Genomic DNA, 16,459 nt, shown 5'->3' on the forward strand with positions numbered 1-16,459 from the left:
GTCAGCTACCCGTGGTGACGCCGAGGGCGGCGAAGACCAGCAGCGCCACGAGCCACATGAGCATCGCGCGTTCGACGAGTCGCAACGCCGCGACCACATGCCTCGGGTTCGCCGCGTGACCGGCACCGAGCGTCGGCCGCGATTCGAGCACGCCGTGATAAATCGCCGGCCCGCCGATCAGCACGTTCAAACTGCCCGCGCCCGCGGCCATCACCGGGCCGGCGTTCGGGCTGTCCCACGAGCGCGCCTGCGTGCGCCAGCAATGCCACGCCATGTGCGTATCGCCGCCAAGCGCGTAGGTCGCCGCCGTGAGACGCGCGGGAATGAAGTTGAGCACGTCGTCGAAACGCGCGGCCGCCCAGCCGAAGCGCAGATAGCGCGGCGTGCGATAGCCCCACATCGCGTCGAGCGTGTTGGCGAGGCGGAACATCAGCGCGCCCGGGCCGCCCGCGACCGCGAACCAGAAGATCGCGCCGAAGATCGCGTCGTTGCCGTTTTCCAGCGCGGATTCGACGGCCGCGCGCGAGAGCGCGTTTTCGTCGGCGTGCGACGTGTCGCGCGACACGATGCGCGAGGTCAGCGTGCGCGCGTGGTCGATATCGCCGAAGCTCAATGCGCGCGCAATCGGCGCGATGTGTTCGCGCAGACTCTTCGCGCCGAGCGCGAACCAGAGCAGCAACACATGCACGAGGCACGCATAGGCGAACGGGAGCACGCTGACGAGGAACCACGCGATGCCCACCGGCGGCGCGACCAGCACGAACCACGCGAGGATGCCCGCCGGCCGCGCGCGAAAACCGGTGTTCATGCGCGCTTCGAGCTTCTTTGCGAGCGTGCCGAAGCCGACGAGCGGATGCCGCGCGCGCGGCTCGCCGACGATGCGATCGACGATCACGCCGAGCACCGCCAGCAGGGCCATCGCGTAGGCGGAGAGAAGGAGCATCGCGCTTATCCTTTGAGCGAGAGCGGCAGGCCCGCGACCATCAGCGTCGCGCGCGCGCTCGCGGCGGCGACGCGCTGATTCAGACGGCCGAGTTCATCGACGTAAAGACGCGTGACCGAGCCGAGCGGCACCACGCCCAGCCCGATTTCATTGCTCACGACGATGACCTTGCCGCGCACGCCGGTAAGCGCCGCATCGAATTGCGCAAAGGCCTCGCGCGCGCTGGCGGGCAGGACGGCGATTGCTTCGCCCGCGTTCGCCGGCGTGAAGAGCAGATTCGCGAGCCACAGCGTCAGGCAGTCGATCAGCACGCAATGCCCGGGGCGATCGGCTTCGCGAAGTGCGCCCGCGAGATCGAGCGGCGCTTCGACCAGCGACCAGTGCGCCGGCCTGCGCTCGCGATGATGCCGCACGCGCTCGGCGAACTCCGCATCGCCCACGCGGGCGGTCGCGATATACGTGACGGGCAGCCCGCTTTCGGCGGCAAGACGTTCCGCGCGGGCGCTCTTGCCGGAGCGCGCGCCGCCGAGGATGAAAGTGAGATCGGGGGTCATCGCGATATTGTACTGACGGGCTAAGATAGCGCGTTGCTCTTCATGGGAATCCCCCGATGCCATTCACGCCACGCGGCACGTTGATGATCCAGGGCACGACGTCCGATGCCGGCAAGAGCACGCTCGTCGCGGGCCTGTGCCGTCTCGCGCGGCGCGGCGGCGTGCGTGTCGCGCCGTTCAAGCCGCAGAACATGGCGCTCAACAGCGCGGTGACCATCGACGGCGGCGAGATCGGCCGCGCGCAGGCGCTGCAGGCGATCGCGGCGGGCGTGCCGGCGCGCATCGACTTCAATCCGGTGCTGCTCAAACCGACGAGCGATCGCGGCGCGCAGGTCATCATCCACGGTCACGCGCACGCGAACCTGGATGCGCGCGCGTATCACGACTACAAGCGCATCGCGTTCGATGCCGTGCTCGCATCCTATGCGCGCCTGCAGGATCAGTTCGATGCGGTGATCGTCGAAGGCGCGGGCAGTCCCGCCGAAATCAATCTGCGCGAGGGCGATATCGCCAACATGGGTTTTGCGGAGCGCGTCGATTGCCCGGTCGTGCTCGTCGCCGATATCGATCGCGGCGGCGTGTTCGCGCATCTCGTCGGAACGCTGGCGTGTCTGTCGGAAAGCGAGCGGGCGCGCGTGCGCGGGTTCGTCATCAACCGCTTTCGCGGGGATATCGGCTTGCTGGAACCAGGGCTCGACTGGCTCGAAGCGCAAACCGGCAAGCCGGTGTTCGGCGTGCTGCCGTATCTGCACGGCCTGACGCTCGACGCCGAAGACATGCTGCCGAGCCAGCCGCACGTGCGCCGCGATGCACCTGCATTGAAGGTGATCGTGCCCGCGCTGCCGCGCATCAGCAATCACACGGATTTCGATGCGCTGCGTGCGCACGCCCAGGTCGATTTCAGCTACGTGCGCGCGGGCATCGCGCCGCCTCCCGCCGATCTCATCGTGCTGCCCGGCTCGAAGAGCGTGCAACGCGATCTCGCGTGGCTGCGCGAGAACGGCTGGGACCGCGCGATCGAGCGGCATCTGCGTTATGGCGGCAAGGTGCTCGGCATTTGCGGCGGCATGCAGATGCTCGGGCGCACGATCGACGATCCGGATGGCGTCGAAGGCGCGGCGGGTTGCGTGAACGGGCTCGGGTTGCTCGATCTCGTCACCGTGCTCACGCGGCAAAAGCAACTGGAGAACGTCGCTGGCCGGCTGACGATCGGCGACACGCAAGCGAGCGTGCGCGGCTACGAAATCCACATGGGCCGCACGCATGGCGCGGCGCTCGCGCGGCCGTTCGTCGCGCTGGATGCGGGGCGCGTCGACGGCGCCGTTTCGGACGATGGTCAGATCGCCGCGACCTATCTGCACGGCCTATTCGACACACCCGAAGCCTGCGCCGCGCTGCTCGCATGGGCGGGCGTGAAGGGCGCCGAGCCGCTCGATTACCCGGCGCTGCGCGAGGTGTCGCTCGATCGTCTCGCGGATTCGTTCGCGCAATCGCTCGATCTCGACGCCCTGCAGGCCGCCTTCGCTCAATAAAGAATCATCTGCGTGCAACGGAACATCGCGATGAGCTTGCCGTCGCCGTTCGTTACCGTCGCGTCCCATACCTGCGTGCTGCGTCCGAGATGCACGGCCGTGGCCTTCGCGACGATCTTTCCTTCGCGCGCCGTCGAAACGTGGTTGCTCTTCAGTTCGAGCGTCGTGAAGTTCTGCGCCTTCTCCGGCAGATGCGCGATGCATGCGTAGCCGCAGCACGTATCCGCCAGGCCGACGACGGTCGCGGCGTGCAGAAAGCCGTTGGGCGCGAGCAGTTCCGGACGGATCGTGAGTTCGCCGCTCAGTTCGCCCTGATCGAGCGAAATCAGTTGCACGCCGAGCAGGTCGGGCAGGCGGCCTTTCTGGCGGTGGCGCAGGAAATCGAGCGTGACATCGGGGCGGAGCTGGGTCATGGGCGGTCGGAGTCGGAAAGGATGACGAATGCCGGGATTGGCGGCGAATGCGGCACGGCCGTTCGGCCAGCGTGCCGGATGCAGCACTTTTGCCGATAATATCAACGCTCGAATCATGCACCTGTTCTTGTAAAGCGAAATCGTGCGCGCCCGCGCGGCCAAGCGCCCGCGCGCTCAACAAAAAATCCGGGACACTTCATGACCGTGATCGTGGTGGCAAATCCGAAGGGCGGCGTGGGCAAAAGCACGCTCGCAACCAATCTGGCCGGGTATTTCGCGGCAGAAGGCGAGTGGGTCGCGCTCGCCGATCTCGACAAGCAGCGCTCATCGCACGCGTGGCTCTCGTTGCGCGTCGACACGCTGCCGAAGATCGAGGAATGGGTCATCGACATCGATACGCCCGCGAAGCCGCCTAAAGGTCTGGAGAAAGCCGTCGTCGATACCCCCGCCGGCGTGCACGGCAATCGCCTCGCGCTCGCGCTGGAACTGGCGGACAAGGTGATCGTGCCGCTGCAGCCGTCGATGTTCGACATTCTCGCGACGCAGGACTTTCTCGCGAAACTCGCGAAGGAAAAGGCGGTGCGCAAGGGATCGATCGAAGTCGGCGTGGTCGGCATGCGCGTGGATGCGCGCACGCGTTCGGCGGACCAGCTGCATCGCTTCGTCGAGGGGCTCGACCTGCCGGTGCTCGGCTTTCTGCGCGATACGCAGAACTACGTCCAGCTCGCGGCGCACGGTCTCACCATCTGGGACGTGGCGAAGGGCCGCGTCGAGAAGGATCTGGAGCAGTGGGCGCCGATCATCGAATGGGTGTCTAAAAAATAAAAAAGCCGGCGTCCCGCAGGAACGCCGGCTTGTGCCAGGAAGCGGCGATTACGTCCAGTTCTGCGTCGGCACGTGATCGCGGCTTCCCTTGATGCGGTTGTCGTCGTCGACGAACACGAGATTCGGCTTCCAGCCCGCCTTGATCTCTTCCTCATCGACCTGCGCGAACGCCGCGATGATCACGAGATCGCCCAGTTGCGCGCGCCGGGCGGCCGAACCGTTCAGCGAGATCATGCCGCTGCCGCGCTCGCCCTTGATGGCGTAAGTCGTGATGCGCTCGCCGTTGTTCACGTTCCAGATGTCGATCTGCTCGTTCTCCATCAGGTTCGCGGCTTCGAGCAGGTCTTCGTCGATCGCGCACGAGCCTTCGTAGTGCAATTCGCAGTGCGTGACGGTCGCGCGGTGAATCTTCGATTTGAGCAGAGTGCGTTGCATGATGCTTCCTTCAGATTTCCAGATTGTCGATGAGTCGCGTCGTGCCCAGTTTCGCGGCCGCGAGCACGACGAGCGGCGCATCCGCGTCCGCCTCGCCCGGCGGCAGCAGGTTGGAGCGCTTGCGCACGCTGATGTAATCGGGCTTCCAGCCGCGACCGGCGAGCGCGTTCATCGCATCGCGCTCGAGCGCGGCGATATCGCGATTGCCCGACAGCACCGCTTCGCGCACGCGCTGTAGCTCTTCGGCGAGCTTGGGCGCTTCGGCCCGCTCATCCGCCGACAGGAACCGGTTGCGCGAGGACAGCGCGAGGCCGTCCGCGTCGCGCACGGTCTCCGCCGCGACGATTTCTGTCGGCAACGCGAACTGGTTGCACATGGCGCGCACGATCATCAACTGCTGATAGTCCTTCTTGCCGAACACCGCGACGCGCGGCTGCACGCACGACATCAGCTTCATCACGACCGTGCACACGCCCGTGAAGAAGCCGGGGCGGAATTCGCCTTCGAGAATGTCGCCGAGATTGTGCGGCGGATGCACGCGATACTCCTGCGGCTCCGGATACATGTCCCGCTCGGTCGGCGCGAACAGCACGTAGACGTTTTCTTTCTGCAGCTTTTCGATGTCGTCCTGCAGCGTGCGCGGATACTTGTCGAAATCTTCGTTCGGGCCGAATTGCAGGCGGTTCACGAAAATGCTCGCGACGACCGGATCGCCATGCTGGCGCGCGAGGCGCATCAGCGAGAGATGGCCTTCGTGAAGGTTGCCCATCGTCGGGACGAAGGCGGTTCGGTTCTGGCCGCGCAACTGGTCGCGCAGTTCATGGATGGAGCTGATGACTTTCATCGAGCGGGTGTCTCCTGGCGGGCGGCTTGGATCAGCGTCGCACCGAGGCTGGGGAAAGGAAAAGCGAATTCTAGGCGGGCGAGTACGCGAGTCTCACGTAGATCGGCGCGTAAGGCTCGGCCTGCGTGATTTCGATCAGCGATTCGCGCGACAGCTCCAGCATCGCGATGAAATTCACGACGACCACCGGCACGCCGCGCGTGGTGTCGAAAAGCTCCGTGAACTCCATGAAACGCGCGGTCTGAAGCCGCCTCAGGATCACGCTCATATGCTCGCGCACCGAAAGCTCCTCGCGCGAGATCTTGTGATGCTGAACCAGCTTCGCGCGCTTGATGACGTCGGCCCACGCGGCGCGCAGGTCGTTCATGTCGACGTCGGGGAAGCGCTGCTCGGCGGATTGCTCGATATAGATGTCCGCGCGCAGGAAGTCACGGCCGAGCTGCGGCAGCTGGTCGATCTTCTGCGCGGCGAGTTTCATCTGCTCGTATTCCAGCAGGCGGCGCACGAGCTCGGCGCGCGGGTCTTCGGCTTCCTCGCCGGTGTCGGCTTTCTTGACCGGCAGCAGCATGCGCGACTTGATTTCGATCAGCATCGCGGCCATCAGCAGATATTCCGACGCGAGCTCCAGATTCGATTCGCGGATCTGGTCGACGTAGCCGAGGTATTGCGCGGTGACATCCGCCATCGGGATGTCGAGCACGTTGAAGTTCTGCTTGCGGATGAGGTAGAGCAGCAGGTCGAGCGGGCCTTCGAACGCTTCGAGAAAGATCTCGAGCGCATCGGGCGGAATGTAGAGGTCGGTGGGCAGCTTCCAGAGCGGCTCGCCGTACAGATGCGCGATCGCGACGCCGTCGATGGTGTCGGGCGTCGAATCGGTCGCGGGCGTGGCGAGCGCCACCGTCCGGTCTTCCCGTGCGTCGTCGCGCTTGCCCTCATGCGGCGAATGCGCGGACGATTGCGGCTCGTGGCCGGCTGCGCTCACGTTCAGAAGTTCTGGTAGTAGACGTAGGGCGTCTGGTTCACGCGGGATTTCTGTTGCGTGCTGCGCTCGTCGAGGTCGATCGGCTGCTTGTCCCACAGAAGTGCGCGGCCGCGGCGCTGTTCTTCTTCCAGCGACGGCTTTTGCTCTTTCAACTGATTGATGAACTGGGTGATATCCGACTGATACATGATCCGGCTTCCGTTGGGGTCGAGGCGCAGGCCTCTTTGACGATGTCGGCGAACGCGCCAGCGCGCGTTTCGCCTGTGAATTTGCCTTTGGGCGGAATTTTACCGCAAGCGTGCGGCGGCAACGCATATCGGCGAGCGCGTGTTTCGTGTCTCGAAAGGCGCACGTGCGTGCCGGTTTTGCGGAACCCGGCCGGCACAGAGCCGTCCAACGGCGCACGTCTGGCGCGAGGCGGGCCGCTTTGCGGTGGCGGCGCATGCCGATGTGGTGAAATAGCGCCTGCGCCCGCTTGCGCGTCGGCTGCACGTTTATACCAATCCCATTCATCCCGATGCCGGAGGTCACGTTTGGCGGGGCGTTCGTTTGATCCGCTGCGCGCGTTGCGCGCGAAGTCGCCAGGCGCGGGACGCTTGCCGGCCTTGATGGTCGCGTTCATCGCGTTCGGCCTCGCCACGCCTGCATTCGCCAAGTACGACGTCGACGTCGACGCGCCGCGCAGCGTGAAGAAGCTGCTCAAGGACAATCTCGACATCGCGCGCTTCGCGAGGCGCGACGACGTGAGCGACGACCAGTTCCAGTTCCTCGTCACCGCCACGCCCAAGGACGTGCGCGATCTCGTCGCGACCGAAGGCTATTTCACGCCGATCGTGCGCACGGATGTCACGACCGTCGACGACAAACGCAGCGTCAAGGTGAGCGTCGATCCCGGCCCGCGGACCCAGGTCGCCTCGGTGCAGCTGCATTTCACCGGCGCGGTGACGACCGAGGACCACGCGCGGGAGAACGCGGCGCGTTTCGCCTTTTCGGTCAACGAAGGCGATCCGTTCACGCAAAGCGGCTGGAACGATGCGAAGAACGCCGCGCTTAGGGCGCTGCAGTCGAAGCGCTATCTCGGCGCGAAGATCGTGCGCTCGCAGGCGCGCATCAATCCGCGCGCGCATCTCGCCGATCTCTCCGTGACCTTCGACAGCGGTCCGACCTTCACGCTCGGCAAGCTCGATGTGAGCGGGCCGAAGCGCTATCCCGCGTGGATCATCGATCACGTGAATCCGATTCAGGAAGGCGAGGTGTACGACGTCGCGCGCGTAAACGAGTTGCAGCGGCAGATCCAGAACACGCCGTACTACGCGAGCGTGGCGATCGACGTGGACAACGACGTCAGCAAGCCGGTCGAAACGCCGCTGCACGTGAAGGTGAGCGAGTACCCGTACAACAGCATCCGCTACGGCGTGGGTTACGCGACGGACACGGGTTTTCACATCCAGGGCGCGTACAGCTATCTCGACACGTTCGGGAAGGCGTATCCGTTCACGATCTCCGGCCGGCTCGACCAGACGCAGCAGTACGGCCGCGTGCAACTGGCGATGCCGCCCGATTCGCACGGCTGGGTGAACGCCGTATTCGGCTCCTACACGATCACCGACGTATCGAGCACGGAGATCTACAGCGCGCGCGTCGGCGTGCAGCGTTCGCGTTCGCGTCAGAACATCGACACGACGTATTCGCTGACTTTCTACGACGACCGCCTGACGCAAAACGAGCCGAATCCGTCGACGGCGCGCGCGCTCGTGCCCGCGTGGAGCTGGGTGCGCCGCGACGTCGACGATCCGCTGTTCCCGCGCCGCGGCAATATCATCCGGGCGGAGGCGGGCTTCGCCGTCAAGGGCGTGATGGCCGATCAGACGTTCGCGCGCCTCTACACCAACGCGCTGCAGTATGTGCCGCTCGGCAAGAACGATCTGCTCGTGTTCCGCGCGGAGTTCGGCGGCGTGTTCACGAGCGGGCCGTCGAGCGGCGTGCCCGCGTCGCTGCTGTTTCGCGCGGGTGGCGCGAACTCGGTGCGCGGTTACAGCTATCTGAGTATCGGCAACAACGTCGCGGGCTCGATCCTGCCGACCAAGTACATGGTGACGGGCAGCAGCGAATATCAACACTGGTTCACGCACGACTGGGGCGGCGCGGTGTTCTTCGACATCGGCACCGCGACCGACACCTGGGGCGAGCGCGTGTTCCAGCCCGGCGCGGGCATCGGCGCGCGCTGGCGCAGCCCGGTCGGCCCGGTGAACGTCGACCTGGCGTATGGGTTCAAGAACAAGAGCATCAAGCCGTATCTGACGCTCGGCATCGCCTTCTGATGCGCGCGAGAACGATGAAGGGAAGTGAATCGGCATGACGGACCCGACGAAACAAGCGGACGCTGAAGCGTCGCCCCCCGGCAACGAAGGCGGCGGCGACGGCGGCGCGAAGACGACGCCGCAGCGCAAAAGCGGCTGGCGCCGTCTCGCGCGCTGGATCGGCGCGCTCGTGCTCGTCGTCGTGCTGATCGCCGCGCTCGCCGTCGGCGGCGTGTTCTACGTGCTGACGACCGAGCGCGGAACCCGCTACGCGTGGGACGCCGCCACCTCGCTGCTCAAAGGGCAACTGAGCGGCAAGCTCGACGGCGGCGCGATCGCGACCGGCCTGCAACTGCGCGACGTGCACTGGAAAGACGGCAAGGGCACGGACATCGCGGTCGACAGCGTGTCGGGCCGCTGGGCGCTCACCCGCGAGCCGCTGCGCTTCACGATCGGGTATCTGCACATCGGGACGGTCGATGCCCGCATCGCGCCGTCGAACGAGCCGAGCAAGAAGACGGAACTGCCGAACGATCTGCGCATTCCGATTCAACTGGCGATCGACGATCTCTCCGTCGAGAAGCTGCGCCTGCATCAGGGCACGACGACCACCGAATTCTCGCGGCTGCTTTTCAACGGCCGCAGCGACGGGCAGCATCACCAGGCGACGGTTCAGCGCCTCGATACGCCGTTCGGCGCGGTGACGGCGGCGCTGAAGCTGGATGGCGGCGCGCGCCCGTTCCCGCTCTCCGGCGACGCGGGCTATGCCGGCAAGGTCAACAACGAGGCGGTGAATGTGAGCGCGCGGCTGTCCGGCTCGCTGGAAGACCTGATCGCGGACGTCGATGCGAGCGGCATGAAGCTCGTCGGGCGCGCGCATGTCGAAGCGTTGCCCTTCGCCGACGTGCCGCTCAAGTCCGCGCTCGTCACCTTCGATCACGTGAATCCGCAGGCATTCAGCCCGAGCGCGCCCGAGGCCGATCTGGCCGTGCGCGCCGAAGTGAAGCCGGCCGAAGGCGCGGACCCGAAGGCGTTCGTCGTGAGCGGGCCGGTGTCGATCGTCAACGCGAAGCCCGGTTCCATCGACAAGAAGCTGCTGCCGCTTATCGACGCGCGCGCGAACGTGCGGCTCGACGCCGCCGAGCAAAGCATCACCGATCTCAACGTGCGGCTCGTGAAGAACGCAACCGTGACGGGCGGCGGCGCGCTCGCGGGCGGCAAGGGCAAGTTCGATCTGAAAGTCGCGAAGCTCGATCTGAACGCGATCGAGCCGACGCTGCGCCCGACGGATTTCGCCGGGCCGATCGGCATCGTGCTCGCGGGCGACACGCAGACGATCACCGCCGATCTCAACGACCCGAAAGCGGCGATCCGCGCGCAAGCCAAGGTGAAGCTCGATCCGAAGCAAACCTCGCTCGACGACGTGAAGCTCACGGTCGGCAAGGGTCGGGTCGAACTGAACGGCGCGCTCAGGAAGGACGCCAGTTCGAGCTACGACCTGAAGGCAAGAATCGTCGACTTCAACCCGCTGTTATTGCAACAGCAGTTGATCGCGCAGAAGCCCGCGCCGGCGAAGAAAGGCGCGCCGAAGAAGCCCGCCGCGCCGGCGCGCGTGATCGAAGCACGCGTGAACGGCACGCTGGCCGCATCGGGGCAACTCGCGCCCACGCTCACGACCAAGGCGACGTTCAAGCTGAACGACAGCATGTACGACAATCTGCCGATGACAGGCGAGGGCACCGTGCAGGTCGCGGGCACGCGTCTTCTGCCGAGCAGGGCGTCGCTGTCGGTGGCGGGCAACAACGTCGATCTGAACGGCAGCTTCGGCGCGCCCGACGACCGCCTGCGCTTCAAGGTGGATGCGCCCGCGCTGGAGCGGCTCGGCTTTGGCATCGCGGGCACGGCGAAGGCGGACGGCGATGTGACCGGCTCGATCGCGCATCCGAACATTGCGGCGAACTATCAGGCCGATGGCGTCGTTTTCGGCGCGAACCGCGTCGGCCATGCGGAAGGCCGAGCGGATATCCGCGACGGCGCGAACGGCGCGCTCGTCTTCACGCTGAAGGCGCGCGACGCGAGCACGGAGGGCGTCGAAGTCGCGAACCTCGACGCGAACCTGAACGGCACGCGCGCGCATCACACGCTCGACGTCACCGCGACGGGCAAGGTGCGCGGCCAGCCGGTGAATCTCGCGCTCGGCGCGGCGGGCAAGTTCACCGATGCGCCCGACGGCCCGCACTGGGACGGCGCGATCACGAAGCTGTCGAACAAGGGCACGCCGTCGCTGAATCTCGAATCGCCGCTGACGGTGAGTTATGGCCCGAAGCGCCTCGTGCTCGGCGCAACGCGGCTGGTCGCGGAAGGCGCGGTGCTGAACCTGAAGTCGTTTGCAATGGAAAACGGCCGTCTGCAATCGGCGGGCACGCTCACGAACCTGTCCGTGCCGCACCTGCTCGACGTGCGCCAGGAACTGACGGGCGCGGAGCCGCCGATCCGCACCGACCTCGTCTTCGACGGCGACTGGAACTTCTCGCTCGGCGCGACCGCGACGGGCTACGCGCAGGTCAAGCGCCGTGGCGGCGACGTGACGATCGACGGCACGCGCGGTCTCTCCGCGCTCGGCATCACGGATATCGTGGCGCGCGCGGACTTCACCGGCGGCAATCGCCTGAACGCGTCGCTGCATGCGCAGGCGAGCCGTATCGGCGTGATCGAGGCGAACGTGCACACGCCGCTCGTCAATCGCGACGGCATGCTCACCCTCGACGACAACGCGCCGCTCACCGGCGCGATCGACGCGAACATTCCCGAACTGCGCACGACGGGCGGGCTGCTCGGCGCGAGCTATCTGCTGGGCGGGAAGATCGCGCTCAAGCTCGTGATCGCGGGGATCGTCGCGAAGCCGAATCTGTCGGGCTCGCTCACCGGCGACAACCTGTCCGCGACGGTCGTCGATCAGGGCGTGCAGCTCAAGGACGGCATCATTCGGATCGCGTTGTCGGAGAATCTCGTCGATTTGCAGAAGGTCGAGTTCCACGGCGCGAGCGGCACGTTGCGCGCGACCGGAAAGGTGCGGCTCGACCAGCAGCAACCCGATCTGACCGCAAGCATCATCGCCGACAAGCTGGAACTGTTCGCGTCGCCGGACCGCGAGCTGATGCTGTCGGGCAGCGCCTCCATCGCGAACGCGGGTCTGCAGGGCGGCATGGCGATCGACGGCAAGTTCACCGTCGATCACGCGCTCATCGACCTGCCGGAATCCTCGGCACCCTCACTCGGCGACGATGTCGTGATCGAGCGCCCCGATGGCACGATCAAGGGCGGCAATCAGCCGATCACGGCGGCGACGGAGAAACCGGTCGGGCCGTTCACGCCGCGCGCGAATATCGCCATCAATCTCGGCGATCGCTTCCGTTTCAAGGGCGCGGGCGCGGATCTCGGCCTTGCGGGCACCATCACGGCGATGAGCGCGCCGAACATGCCGCTGCGCGCCGTCGGCAACGTGCGCGTGACGCCGGGTTCCACGTATACGGCGTTCGGGCGCAAACTCAATATCGAGAACGGCTTCTTCACGTTCAACGGGCCGGTCGCGAATCCGGGTCTGAATATTCTTGCGATGCGGCGCAATCAGGAGGTCGAGGCGGGCGTTCAGGTGACAGGCACGGTGCAGGCGCCGGTCGCGAAGCTGATTTCCGAGCCGAACGTGCCCGACAACGAAAAGCTGTCGTGGCTGCTGTTCGGGCATGGTACGGATCAGGGCAACAACGTCGGCCAGCAGAGCGCCATGACGAGCGCGCTTGCGTTGCTCGGCAGCACGAGCGGCAAGCGCATCGCGCAGACGTTCGGGCTCGACGAGTTCACGATCGGATCGAGCGAGGTCGGGCTGACCGATCCGCAGGTCGTGATGGTCTCGAAGGCCATCAACGAGCGGCTCGTGATCGGCTATGAGCAGGGACTGCAATCGGCGAGCAATGCGGTGAAGGCTACGTTGAACCTGTCGCGCTTCTGGGCCGTGACGGCGTATGGCGGGACGTACCAGGGCGTCGATCTGTCCTATACGCGGCGGTTCAATTCGTGGACGCGCTTGTGGGCGTCGTCTTCGTCGGCAGCGCGGGCGTCGGCGGCGGATTCCGCGTCCGCGCCGGAACCGGACTGACATCCCGCGCTCCTCGACGAAAAAAGGGCACGCGATTCGCGTGCCCTTTCTGTTTCTCAAATTGCGCTTTCGACGCGTCTTACTTCACCCGCATGCCCGGCTTCGCGCCGCTGTGCGGCTCGAGAATGTAGAGCCCGGGCTCGGCCTTCTCGTCGGTCGCCGACGCCGCGAGCACCATCCCCTCCGACAGCCCGAACTTCATTTTGCGAGGCGCGAGGTTCACGACCATCACGGTGAGCTTGCCGATCAGATCCTGCGGCTGATACGCCGACTTGATGCCCGAGAACACGTTGCGTGTCTTGTCCTCGCCGACGTCGAGCGTCAGTTGCAGCAGCTTGTCGGAGCCTTCGACCGTCTTACAATCGACGATCTTCGCGATGCGCAGATCGACCTTCGCGAAGTCGTCGATGGAGATGACGCCTGGTTCGTCCTGCGTTTTCGCGACGGTCTTGGCGGCAGCGGGCGCGGCCGTTTCAGCGGCCGGCGCGAGCGATTCGCGATTCGCGGCCAGCAAAGCCTCGATCTGTTTCGGATCGACGCGCGTCGTCAGATGCTTGTACGCGTTGATCGCATTGGCCGATGACAGCGGCTTCGCGGCATCGGCCCAGACGAGCGGCGCGATGCCGAGGAACGCCTCGACCGATTCCACCAGCTTCGGCAGCACCGGCTTCAACGCGAGCGACAGCAGGCGGAACGCTTCGAGGCTCACACTGCACGTCTCGTGCAGCGCGACGGCGTTCGCCGGGTCTTTCGCCTGTTCCCACGGCTTGGCGGAATCGACGTAGGCGTTGACGGCATCGGCGAGCTCCATCGTCGTGCGCAACGCGCGGCCGTACTCGCGCGATTCGTAGAAGCCGGCGATCTGCGCAATCGCCCCGCGCAATTGCGCGACGAGCGGATGATGCATCGCGCTGTCCTGCACGCGGCCGTCGAAGCGCTTGATGAGGAACCCCGCCGCGCGGCTCGCGATGTTCACGTATTTGCCGACGAGATCGCTGTTCACGCGCGCCTGGAAGTCTTCGAGGTTCAGGTCGATGTCTTCCATCGTGCTGTTGAGTTTCGCCGCGAAGTAGTAGCGCAGCCACTCGGGATTCAGGCCCGTGTCGATCACGCTCTGCGCGGTGATGAAGGTGCCGCGCGACTTCGACATCTTCGCGCCATCGACGGTCAGAAAGCCGTGCGCGAACACGTTGGTCGGCGTGCGATGACCGGAGAACTCCAGCATCGCCGGCCAGAACAGCGTGTGGAAATACAGAATGTCCTTGCCGATGAAGTGGTACTGCTCGGCCTTCGCGCCCGGCTTCACCCACTCGTCGAAATTCACGCCGATGCGATCCGCGAGATTCTTGAAACTCGCGTAATAGCCGACCGGCGCGTCGACCCAGACATAGAAGTATTTGCCCGGCGCGCCCGGAATCTCGAAGCCGAAGTAGGGCGAGTCGCGCGAGATGTCCCAGTCGGCGAGCTTGGCTTCGCCCTTGTCGCCGAGCCACTCGCGCATCTTGTTGGTGGCTTCGGGCTGCGCGAGGCCGCTCACCCAGCCGCGCAGGAATTCCTCGCAGCGCGGATCGGAGAGCTTGAAGAAGTAATGCGTCGAGGTCTTGCGGATGGGCGTCGCGCCCGACACGACCGAATACGGGTTGATGAGTTCGGTCGGCTGATAGGTCGAGCCGCAGACTTCGCAGTTGTCGCCGTATTGATCCTTTGCGCCGCACTTCGGGCACTGGCCCTTGATGAAGCGGTCCGGCAGGAACATTTCCTTGACCGGATCGTAGGCCTGCTCGATGTCGCGTGCCTCGATCAGGCCCGCTTGCTGAAGCGAGCCGTAGATCGTGTTGCAGAGGGCGCGATTCTCCTCGGCATCGGTCGAATAATAGTTATCGAACGAAATGCCGAAGCTGTCGAAGTCACGTTTGTGCTCTTTCCACACGCGCTCGATGAGTTGTTTCGGCGTGATGCCTTCCTTTTCGGCGCGCAGCATGATCGGCGTGCCGTGGGTGTCGTCCGCGCCGACGTAGTAGACCTCATGGCCATGCATTCGCAGCGTCCGAACCCAGATATCCGTCTGAATGTACTCGACCATGTGGCCGATATGAATCTGACCGTTCGCGTAAGGCAACGCGGACGTGACGAGGATCTGGCGGCGGCCGCTTTCGATGGCGGAGGCGGCAGGCGCGGCGGTGGCAGTGGCTGAAATCGGTGCTGACATAAAGGCGCGGCCCGTGTCGAGTGCTTGGGGTTGGGGAAAAAGCGGATTTTGATTTTAGCAGGGCGGGGGGAGGGGACGCGCGGGGCAGCGTTGGAAGGCGGGATTGGAGGCTTGCTGACTACGGCGGCTCAACGTCCACATGCCGCGGGTCGACCGTCTGCTCGACCCGCGTCATTCGTCGAAGCTCGAAGCGATGGAAGCCGCGTTTCTTTCATTGGGCAAGCGGCTGAACATCTCGTTGGCGATCGCGATTCGCGCGCCCAAAAAAAACCGGGGTCCAATCGGGCCCCGGAGCAACAACGACAAGAGGAGAATGGCAGGTGATGGCCTCGCCATCCACCCACCGTAGAGAAAGACAGCGGCACTGCGTCCAAGTTTCAAATTTTTTTCAGACGACTGAACTCCGCGGACTCCAGCTTTCCGCCGCCGCGTTCACGGCGACGCATTCTCCTTTTAAATCAATTGCTTTATTGCACCTGACCCGGCTGCGCCGTGGCACGCAGATAGATTTCCACGCGGCGATTCTGCGCGCGGCCGGCTTCCGTCGAATTGTCCGCGATCGGCTGGTTCTGGCCCATGCCCGACGCCGAGAGACGTTGCGCCGGCACGCCGTGCGTCGCGATGTACGACGCCACGCTCTGCGCGCGGTTCTGCGACAGCGTCTGGTTGTAAGCCGCCTGGCCGGTGTTGTCCGTATGGCCGATGACGTTTGCGATCAGCTCCGGATGCTGCTGCATCGTCTGCGTGACGGAATTCAGCACCGGATCGAACGACGGCTTGATTGCATAGCTGTTCGTATCGAACGAAATCGAATTGGGGATGTTCACCTTGAGCGAGCCGTCCTGCTGCTCGGTCACTTGCGTGCCCGTGCCCTTCGAGTCGCCCGAAATCTTGTTCTTGATCGACTGCCAGTTGTAGCCGGTGATGCCGCCCACCGCCGCGCCCGTGGCCGCGCCGATCGCCGCGCCCTTGCCGCCGCCGAAAATGGCGCCGATGCCCGCGCCGGTTGCGGCCCCCACGCCCGTGCCGACCGCCGTGTTGGTGCCTTGCTGCGAAGCGCAGCCGGCGACGAGTGCCCCGGCCACGGCGAACACGGACAGACGAGTGAAGAATTTGGTGTTCATCTTAATCTCCTTGAATCGACAAGCGTTTCGGCGCGAGAAGCGCCGACAGTGCGAAAGGGTCTTCGGACCAGCCTCCGGATGAGCCTCTACAATAATGAGAAGAGGCATCCGGCTGCCCGATGCGATGCGTCCCCGGAAAGAT

At 65.2% G+C, this 16,459-nt stretch carries 13 protein-coding genes; 4 read left to right on the forward strand and 9 right to left on the reverse strand.

All coding sequences use genetic code 11. The annotated features are described in order from the left end of the window. Nucleotide 1: 1 nt before the first annotated feature. Nucleotides 2-943: an adenosylcobinamide-phosphate synthase CbiB gene (gene cbiB, locus NCR38_RS03200; RefSeq protein ID WP_250476409.1), complete on the reverse strand. Its 942-nt coding sequence runs from the start codon at nucleotides 941-943 to the stop codon at nucleotides 2-4. A gap of 5 nt (nucleotides 944-948) precedes the next feature. Further along, the gene (gene cobU / locus NCR38_RS03205) at nucleotides 949-1,497 is read right to left on the reverse strand and encodes a bifunctional adenosylcobinamide kinase/adenosylcobinamide-phosphate guanylyltransferase (RefSeq protein WP_250476410.1); all 549 of its coding nucleotides are present in this window, start codon (nucleotides 1,495-1,497) and stop codon (nucleotides 949-951) included. A 56-nt stretch (nucleotides 1,498-1,553) separates the two neighbouring features. Between cobU and NCR38_RS03210 the strand changes: the two genes are divergently transcribed. Further along, a complete protein-coding gene (locus NCR38_RS03210) occupies nucleotides 1,554-3,029 on the forward strand; it encodes a cobyric acid synthase (RefSeq protein ID WP_061118806.1) in 1,476 nt (491 codons plus the stop codon). On the opposite strand, the gene NCR38_RS03215 is transcribed toward NCR38_RS03210, so the two are convergent. Continuing rightward, a complete protein-coding gene (locus NCR38_RS03215; RefSeq protein WP_061118906.1) occupies nucleotides 3,023-3,442 on the reverse strand; it encodes a PaaI family thioesterase in 420 nt (139 codons plus the stop codon). The genes NCR38_RS03210 and NCR38_RS03215 overlap by 7 nt on opposite strands. A 198-nt stretch (nucleotides 3,443-3,640) precedes the next feature. Between NCR38_RS03215 and NCR38_RS03220 the strand changes: the two genes are divergently transcribed. After that, nucleotides 3,641-4,267 (forward strand): ParA family protein, encoded by a 627-nt coding sequence (locus NCR38_RS03220; RefSeq protein WP_250476411.1) that lies wholly within the window; start codon nucleotides 3,641-3,643, stop codon nucleotides 4,265-4,267. Between the two features lie 48 nt (nucleotides 4,268-4,315). On the opposite strand, the gene panD is transcribed toward NCR38_RS03220, so the two are convergent. From panD to NCR38_RS03240, 4 genes are all read right to left on the reverse strand, one after another. Beyond that, the gene (gene panD, locus NCR38_RS03225) at nucleotides 4,316-4,702 is read right to left on the reverse strand and encodes an aspartate 1-decarboxylase (protein ID WP_250476412.1); all 387 of its coding nucleotides are present in this window, start codon (nucleotides 4,700-4,702) and stop codon (nucleotides 4,316-4,318) included. Nucleotides 4,703-4,712: 10 nt separating this feature from the next. Continuing rightward, complete coding sequence (gene panC, locus NCR38_RS03230; RefSeq protein WP_061118809.1) at nucleotides 4,713-5,546, reverse strand: pantoate--beta-alanine ligase; 834 nt, start codon at nucleotides 5,544-5,546, stop codon at nucleotides 4,713-4,715. A gap of 70 nt (nucleotides 5,547-5,616) precedes the next feature. Next, on the reverse strand, nucleotides 5,617-6,444 hold the full coding sequence (locus NCR38_RS03235) for a ScpA family protein (protein WP_061118907.1): 828 nt from the start codon (nucleotides 6,442-6,444) through the stop codon (nucleotides 5,617-5,619). An 86-nt stretch (nucleotides 6,445-6,530) separates the two neighbouring features. Beyond that, nucleotides 6,531-6,719: a DUF3460 family protein gene (locus tag NCR38_RS03240; protein ID WP_250476444.1), complete on the reverse strand. Its 189-nt coding sequence runs from the start codon at nucleotides 6,717-6,719 to the stop codon at nucleotides 6,531-6,533. A 342-nt stretch (nucleotides 6,720-7,061) separates the two neighbouring features. Here NCR38_RS03240 and NCR38_RS03245 point away from each other — a divergent pair, with 342 nt between their 5' ends. Beyond that, nucleotides 7,062-8,849, forward strand: a complete 1,788-nt coding sequence (locus tag NCR38_RS03245) for an autotransporter assembly complex protein TamA (protein ID WP_409241420.1) — start codon at nucleotides 7,062-7,064, stop codon at nucleotides 8,847-8,849. Between the two features lie 34 nt (nucleotides 8,850-8,883). After that, the gene (locus NCR38_RS03250; RefSeq protein ID WP_250476413.1) at nucleotides 8,884-12,984 is read left to right on the forward strand and encodes a translocation/assembly module TamB domain-containing protein; all 4,101 of its coding nucleotides are present in this window, start codon (nucleotides 8,884-8,886) and stop codon (nucleotides 12,982-12,984) included. Nucleotides 12,985-13,063: 79 nt separating this feature from the next. On the opposite strand, the gene metG is transcribed toward NCR38_RS03250, so the two are convergent. Further along, entirely contained in the window at nucleotides 13,064-15,193 is a 2,130-nt protein-coding gene (metG, locus tag NCR38_RS03255; RefSeq protein ID WP_250476414.1) for a methionine--tRNA ligase, read from the reverse strand. Between the two features lie 467 nt (nucleotides 15,194-15,660). Beyond that, a complete protein-coding gene (locus NCR38_RS03260) occupies nucleotides 15,661-16,317 on the reverse strand; it encodes an OmpA family protein (RefSeq protein ID WP_061118813.1) in 657 nt (218 codons plus the stop codon). Between the last annotated feature and the right edge of the window lie 142 nt (nucleotides 16,318-16,459).

This window comes from Caballeronia sp. INML1, assembly GCF_023631085.1.
GTDB classification, from domain to species: domain Bacteria; phylum Pseudomonadota; class Gammaproteobacteria; order Burkholderiales; family Burkholderiaceae; genus Caballeronia; species Caballeronia turbans.

Excerpts from the sequence above, each read along its gene's own strand:
- metG (WP_250476414.1), bottom strand. The coding sequence starts at position 15,193 with ATGTCAGCACCGATTTCAGCCACTGCCACCGCCGCGCCTGCCGCCTCC.
- NCR38_RS03220 (WP_250476411.1), top strand. The coding sequence starts at position 3,641 with ATGACCGTGATCGTGGTGGCAAATCCGAAGGGCGGCGTGGGCAAAAGC.
- NCR38_RS03215 (WP_061118906.1), bottom strand. The coding sequence starts at position 3,442 with ATGACCCAGCTCCGCCCCGATGTCACGCTCGATTTCCTGCGCCACCGC.
- panD (WP_250476412.1), bottom strand. The coding sequence starts at position 4,702 with ATGCAACGCACTCTGCTCAAATCGAAGATTCACCGCGCGACCGTCACG.
- cbiB (WP_250476409.1), bottom strand. The coding sequence starts at position 943 with ATGCTCCTTCTCTCCGCCTACGCGATGGCCCTGCTGGCGGTGCTCGGC.
- NCR38_RS03250 (WP_250476413.1), top strand. The coding sequence starts at position 8,884 with ATGACGGACCCGACGAAACAAGCGGACGCTGAAGCGTCGCCCCCCGGC.
- NCR38_RS03260 (WP_061118813.1), bottom strand. The coding sequence starts at position 16,317 with ATGAACACCAAATTCTTCACTCGTCTGTCCGTGTTCGCCGTGGCCGGG.
- NCR38_RS03210 (WP_061118806.1), top strand. The coding sequence starts at position 1,554 with ATGCCATTCACGCCACGCGGCACGTTGATGATCCAGGGCACGACGTCC.
- cobU (WP_250476410.1), bottom strand. The coding sequence starts at position 1,497 with ATGACCCCCGATCTCACTTTCATCCTCGGCGGCGCGCGCTCCGGCAAG.
- panC (WP_061118809.1), bottom strand. The coding sequence starts at position 5,546 with ATGAAAGTCATCAGCTCCATCCATGAACTGCGCGACCAGTTGCGCGGC.